Annotated in this window: 7 protein-coding genes; 2 read left to right on the forward strand and 5 right to left on the reverse strand. The window is 74.0% G+C overall.

Going from position 1 to position 5501, the window contains the following annotated elements; all coding sequences use genetic code 11:
• Positions 1 to 8: 8 nt before the first annotated feature.
• The 4 genes from NCC78_RS26730 to NCC78_RS26745 form a co-directional block, all read right to left on the reverse strand.
• The gene (locus NCC78_RS26730; protein WP_250797930.1) at positions 9 to 335 is read right to left on the reverse strand and encodes a hypothetical protein; all 327 of its coding nucleotides are present in this window, start codon (positions 333 to 335) and stop codon (positions 9 to 11) included.
• 132 nt (positions 336 to 467) lie between these two features.
• Positions 468 to 905 (reverse strand): nitroreductase family deazaflavin-dependent oxidoreductase, encoded by a 438-nt coding sequence (locus tag NCC78_RS26735; RefSeq protein ID WP_250797931.1) that lies wholly within the window; start codon positions 903 to 905, stop codon positions 468 to 470.
• Between the two features lie 129 nt (positions 906 to 1034).
• Positions 1035 to 2003 carry a hypothetical protein gene (locus tag NCC78_RS26740; protein WP_250797933.1) on the reverse strand — a complete coding sequence of 323 codons (969 nt, stop codon included), beginning with the start codon at positions 2001 to 2003 and terminating at the stop codon, positions 1035 to 1037.
• 254 nt (positions 2004 to 2257) lie between these two features.
• Positions 2258 to 2851, reverse strand: a complete 594-nt coding sequence (locus NCC78_RS26745; RefSeq protein ID WP_250797935.1) for a pentapeptide repeat-containing protein — start codon at positions 2849 to 2851, stop codon at positions 2258 to 2260.
• 75 nt (positions 2852 to 2926) lie between these two features.
• Here NCC78_RS26745 and NCC78_RS26750 point away from each other — a divergent pair, with 75 nt between their 5' ends.
• Together NCC78_RS26750 and NCC78_RS26755 are read left to right on the forward strand one after the other, a co-directional pair.
• Positions 2927 to 4159, forward strand: a complete 1233-nt coding sequence (locus NCC78_RS26750) for a serine hydrolase domain-containing protein (protein ID WP_250797936.1) — start codon at positions 2927 to 2929, stop codon at positions 4157 to 4159.
• 58 nt (positions 4160 to 4217) lie between these two features.
• Complete coding sequence (locus tag NCC78_RS26755) at positions 4218 to 4859, forward strand: NAD(P)-dependent oxidoreductase (RefSeq protein ID WP_250797938.1); 642 nt, start codon at positions 4218 to 4220, stop codon at positions 4857 to 4859.
• 1 nt (position 4860) lies between these two features.
• On the opposite strand, the gene NCC78_RS26760 is transcribed toward NCC78_RS26755, so the two are convergent.
• Positions 4861 to 5325, reverse strand: a complete 465-nt coding sequence (locus NCC78_RS26760) for a PPOX class F420-dependent oxidoreductase (protein WP_250797940.1) — start codon at positions 5323 to 5325, stop codon at positions 4861 to 4863.
• Positions 5326 to 5501 lie beyond the last annotated feature (176 nt).

Consider the following 5501-nt stretch of genomic DNA (forward strand, 5'->3'; position numbering starts at 1 on the left):
CACGCGGCTCAGGCGCCGGGGCGGTGCGGCACGACGGCGGCCGGGTCGCCCCGTTCGATCAGCGCGGCGATCTCGGCGGCGCGCAGCCCGCGCAGCGCCAGCACCCGGGCGCCCCAGCGGTGCAGCCGGCACGGGTGCGGGCTGGCGTCGTTGCGGCAGACCGTCCCGCCGGACCAGCGCCGGGGCGCGTGCACCACTACCGCCCGCACGGCGAACTGGGCGTCCTCGACGGTGACGTACGGCGGCAGCGGGATGTCCCGGAGCACCTCCCCGGACGACTCTCCGCCGCCACGCGGGGCGGACGGGCGGACGATGCGGGTGGTGGTGCTGCTCATCGGCGGGGCCTCCACTGAGGATGGTCGGGCGCGGACAGCAGAAAGCTACGGCAGGATCGACGCAGCGCGACGGACAAACTGTCCCGCCGGTTCAGCGGGCACCGGCTCGCGCCCACGGTCGGGCGGCCGGGTTCAGACGCGTTCGAGCACGACGACCGGGATCTCCCGGTCGGTCCTCGTCTGGTAGTCGTCGTAGGCCGGCCAGATGGCGGTCATCGTGGACCACATCCGGGGCTTCTCCTCGGCCGTGGCGGTCCGGGCCCGGGCGGTGAACACCTCGGCGCCCACCTGCACCTCGACCTGCGGCTCGTCGAGGAGGTTGAGGTACCAGGCGGGGTGCTTCGGGTCACCGCCCTGCGAGGCGACCACCAGGTAGGCGTCGCCGTCGCGGCCGTAGATGAGCGCGGTGCGTCGCAGCTGGCCGCTGCGCCGGCCCCGGGTGGTCAGCAGCAGGGTGAAGACCCCGGGCCGCCACTCGTGCCCCTCGGCGCCGCCGGTCTCGACGTACCGTCGGATGTGGTCCGCCACCCAGCCCGCGGGGCTGTCCAGCACCTGCTCGCCCGATGTCATCGGCCCTCCCGGTTCGTCCGATCGTCGCGACCACGCTACTCCCGGCCGGGGCCGGCCACCCGGTGAACCGGCTGCGACCGCGACCCACGACGAGCACCGCCGCCGGCCCGCGACCGTGCCGCCGAGGCCTCAGCGCAGCGCGACCGCCTGGACGCCGACGCTGCCGCAGTCGTCGCTGAAGGCCTCCTCCACCGTCCAGGTCAGCACCAACCGGGTCCCCTTCGGCGCCTGGAAGCGGACGGTGAACTCGGTGGACCTGCTGGTGTGCGGATCCTCGACCCGCAGCGTCCTGGTCGGGCCGCCGCCGGAGAGGCGGGCGTCCAGCCGCCCCCGGGCCATCCACACCCCCGCGTAGAGGCGGACCGTACGCGGCTCGCCGCTGCCGACGACGGCGAGCGCGAAACCGCTGCCGGCGCCGCAGGTGTAGACCCCGTGGGCGGAGCCGCTCACCGACTCCACCGGTGCGCCGTCGCGCCAACCGAAGGTCTCCTGGTTGTCGTCCCAGCCGCCGCGGGTGCCGGCGCCGCCCTCGTCCCGGATCTCGCCGGAGCCGCCGCGTTTGCGGACCGTGGAGTCACCACCGCGCAGTCCCCAGTGGACCCAGTCCCGGGTGCCCACGGCGGTCAGGTCCACCGCGGCCGGCACCTCGGCCGTGCTGACGGTGAGCAGCGGACGCACCGGCGGAGCGGCGGGCGTCGGGGACACGGACGGGGAGGGCGACGCACTCGGCGGGCGCTGTCGGGGCTGAAGGCCCGGGGTGGCCTGGCCGACGCCCGGGTCGCGCCCCTCGGTGCCGGGGAACCCGCTCGGCCGACCCACCCCGGCGGGGACGCCGCCGTCGGTCTCCTCGTCCGGCCCCGGTTCGGCGGAGTTGAGATAGGACGCGAGAGCGACCAGGCAGGCCAGCACGGTCAACCCTTCGACCATCCAACGGCGACGCTGCCGGGCCCGGCCCAGTTGCCGCAGCGCGCCGCGGGTCTGCCCCGGTTGCGGGACGGTCGACCGGTGCCGGGCGGGTGTGGCGGCCGGCTGGTCGCCGGTCCGCCGGCCGTGACGTGACGCCCGGCTGCCCGCCCGCGTGAGGTCTTCCTCCGCCACCGACCCTCCACTCCCCACCGACCGTCCGGCCGTCGAGCGCGACTCCCGCTGATGAGCGATTCACGTTTTCACCGGCCCGACGTCCACGCCAGATCGACCGGCCGGACGTTTCCAGTTCGTTACCGGACGGTACCGGACATCGACCCGTACGGCGGTTGCGGACGGGGGCGGAAGTGCTCAGGTAGGCAGCACGTCGGCGCGGGCCAACCAGGCCAGCGCCCTCTTCGCGGCCAGGTTGAGCAGGACGTACGACCTCAGCGGAGCTCGAACCCGAGGGCCTGGGCGATCACCACGGCCTGCTCGGCGTCGATGACCGCACCAACCCGCTCCACCACCATCGGGTCGAGCGCGGTCAGGTCGCTGCCCCGCAGGTCCGCCCCGGTCAGCCGGGCACTGTGCAGTTGGGCGGCGGAGAGGTCGACGCCGGTGACGGTCGCGCCGGTCAGGTTGGCCCCGGTCAGGTCGACCTCCCGCATCCGCACGCCGGTGATCCGGACCCCGCGCAGGTCGGCCCCCGGCAGCGCGACGAAGGACCAGTCGCCGCCGTCGACGGTGAGCGGTCGCAGGTCGCACTGGGCGAAGGTGCTGCCGACCAGCTTGCAGCCGGTGAACTCGGCCTCGAAGAAGTTGCACCGCTTGAAGACGCACCGGGTGAAGGCGGAGTCGGTGTGCCGGGAGGCGTTGAACCGGACGTTGCCGAAGGTGCACCCGGTGAAGACCGCGCCCCGGGTGACCGCCTCGGTGAGGTCGACGTGGAAGAACTCGCAGCCGACGAAGTGCCGGTCGACCAACTCCTCGCCGTACCAGTCGTCGTGGCGGAAGGTGGTGTCCTCGGTCAGCTCCGGCATCCGGCCAGGCTAGTGGCCGCCATCGACAACCCGACCCCTTCCGGCCCTGACGTACCGGCGGGTAGGTTCGGCGACGTGACTGTGGCCCGCAGCATCGACCCGGACCAGATCGGCTTCGACCCCGCGCGGCTGGCGCGGATCGACGAGCACTTCGGCAGGTACGTCGACGACGGCCGGCTGCCCGGCTGGCAGGTGGTCGTCACCCGCCGCGGCGAGGTCGCGCACGCCTCGACGTACGGGCTGCGCGACGTCGAGCAGGGCGTGCCCGTCGGGGCGGACACCCTGTGGCGGATCTACTCGATGACCAAACCGGTCACCTCCGTCGCCGCGATGATGCTCTGGGAGGAGGGCCGGTTCGAGCTGACCGACCCGATCAGCCGCTGGCTGCCGGAGTTCGCGGACCTGCGGGTCTACGCCAAGGGCTCGGCCCTCAAGCCGTACACGGTGCCGGCGCTCGAACCGATCCGGGTCTGGCACCTGCTCACCCACACCGCCGGGCTGACCTACGGATTCATGCAGACCTCGGTGGTCGACGGCCTCTACCGGGCCGCCGGCTACGACCTCTACCCGCCGGCGGACGTCGACCTGAACACCGCCTGCGCCGCCTTCGGCGAGCTGCCGCTGCTGTTCCAGCCCGGCACGGCCTGGGGCTACTCGGTCGCCACCGACGTGCTCGGCCGGCTCGTCGAGGTGGTCTCCGGGCAGAGCATCGACGCCTTCTTCGCCGACCGGATCTTCGGCCCGCTCGGCATGACGGACACCCACTGGTGGGCCGAGGGCAACGCCGCCGACCGGCTCGCCGCGCTCTACGCGCCGGACCCGCGCACCGGCCGGGCGTTCCGCTACGACAAGCTGGGCGCCCTGGCGTACCAGAAGCCGGCCCTGCTCTCCGGCGGCGGCGGCCTGCTCTCCACCGCCGCGGACTACCACCGCTTCACCCAACTGCTGCTGCGCGGCGGCGAGCTGGACGGGGTACGCCTGCTCGCGCCGCGCACGGTGCGCTTCATGACCCGCAACCACCTGCCCGGCGGGCAGGACCTTCAGACCCTCTCCACCGGCGGCTTCGCCGAGACCACCCTGGAGGGGATCGGCTTCGGGCTCGGCTTCGCCGTCGTCGACGACCCGATCCCCAGCCGGGTGCCGAGCAGCGTCGGCGAGTACTACTGGGGCGGGGTGGCGAGCACCGCGTTCTGGGTGGACCCGGCGGAGGAGATCACCGCGCTCTTCTTCACCCAGCTGATGCCGTCGAGCACCTGGCCCCTCCGCTCGCAGCTGCGCCAACTGGTCTACTCCGCCCTGCTCGACTGACCCGGTCGGGATCGCCGTTCCGCCGCCGGGCGGCGGGCCCGGTCAATAGCCTGGGGACGTGAGCAACATCGTCGTGTTCGGCGCGGGCGGGACTGCGGGCTCCCGGGTCACCACGGAGGCGTTCAACCGGGGGCACCGGGTGACCGCGGCGGTCCGCCGGCCGGCGGCCACCTCGTACCTGCCGGCGGGGGTCAGCCTGGTCACCGCCGACGCCACCAGCGGGCAGCGCGTGCGGGAGCTGGCGCCGGACGCCGACGCCATGGTGGTGACGATCGGCGGCGGTGAGCGCGGGCTCTGGCTGAACGCGGCCCGCACCCTGGTCGGCACACTGCGCGGCATGCCGGCCGCGCCCCGGATCATCCACGTGGGTGGCGGGGCGACCCTGCTCACCCCCAAGGGCACCCGGTTCCTCGACGAGCCGGACTTCCCCGAGGAGTACCGCGACGCGGCGCAGGGCCAGGCCGACGCCCTCGACTTCTACCGCTCCTCGGCCGACGGGGTGAGCTGGACGTACGTCTGTCCGCCGCCGCTGGAGTTCCATCCGGGCGAGCGCACCGGGACGTACCGCACGGGCACCGACCAACCGGTCACCGACCACGAGGGGCGCTCGGTGCTCAGCTACGAGGACCTGGCGGTGGCGGTCGTCGATGAGATCGAGAGCCCGCGCCACGAGAACGCGCGCTTCACGGTCGCGTACTGAGTCAGTCGGCCAGGCGGGCGGGGAAGCCGCCGGTGGCGATCGGGCCCCAGGCGTCGATGGCGATCCGGATCAGCGACTTGCCCTGGCGGAGCATCGCCGCCCGGTACTCGTCCCAGTCGGGGTGCTCCCCGGAGATGCTGCGGAAGTACTCCACCAGCGGCTCCAGCGCCTCCGGCAGGTCGAGCACCTCGGCGGTGCCGTCGATCTGCACCCAGGGGCCGTTCCAGTCGTCGGAGAGCACGCAGGCCGAGACGCGGGGGTCGCGGCGGATGTTGGTGACCTTGGCCCGCTCGGGATAGGTGGAGATCACCAGCCGTCCCGCGCCGTCCACCCCGGCGGAGACCGGGGACGACTGCGGCCGCCCGTCGGCGCGGGTGGTCATCAGCACCACCCGGTGCCGGGGCCGGAGGAACTCGATCAGGGCGGCCCGGTCGACCCGGGTGTTCGTCGCGATGCTGCGTGCCATGGCTCGTTTCTACCGGACCGCGCGACCGCGACCGCGACCGGCAACCGACGCGGCGGGCCCCGGCGTTCAGTTCGCGCGGGGTCGCGGCCCAGCCGGTCGTCTCGCGCGGGGGTCGCGGCCCGGCCGGTCACTTCGCGCGGGGTCGCGGCCCGGCCGGTCAGGTCGGGCGGGTCGCG

It is taken from the genome of Micromonospora phytophila, from assembly GCF_023656545.1.
In the GTDB taxonomy this organism is placed as follows: Bacteria; Actinomycetota; Actinomycetes; order Mycobacteriales; family Micromonosporaceae; genus Micromonospora; species Micromonospora phytophila.

Excerpts from the sequence above, each read along its gene's own strand:
- NCC78_RS26745 (WP_250797935.1), bottom strand. The coding sequence starts at position 2,851 with ATGCCGGAGCTGACCGAGGACACCACCTTCCGCCACGACGACTGGTAC.
- NCC78_RS26730 (WP_250797930.1), bottom strand. The coding sequence starts at position 335 with ATGAGCAGCACCACCACCCGCATCGTCCGCCCGTCCGCCCCGCGTGGC.
- NCC78_RS26760 (WP_250797940.1), bottom strand. The coding sequence starts at position 5,325 with ATGGCACGCAGCATCGCGACGAACACCCGGGTCGACCGGGCCGCCCTG.
- NCC78_RS26735 (WP_250797931.1), bottom strand. The coding sequence starts at position 905 with ATGACATCGGGCGAGCAGGTGCTGGACAGCCCCGCGGGCTGGGTGGCG.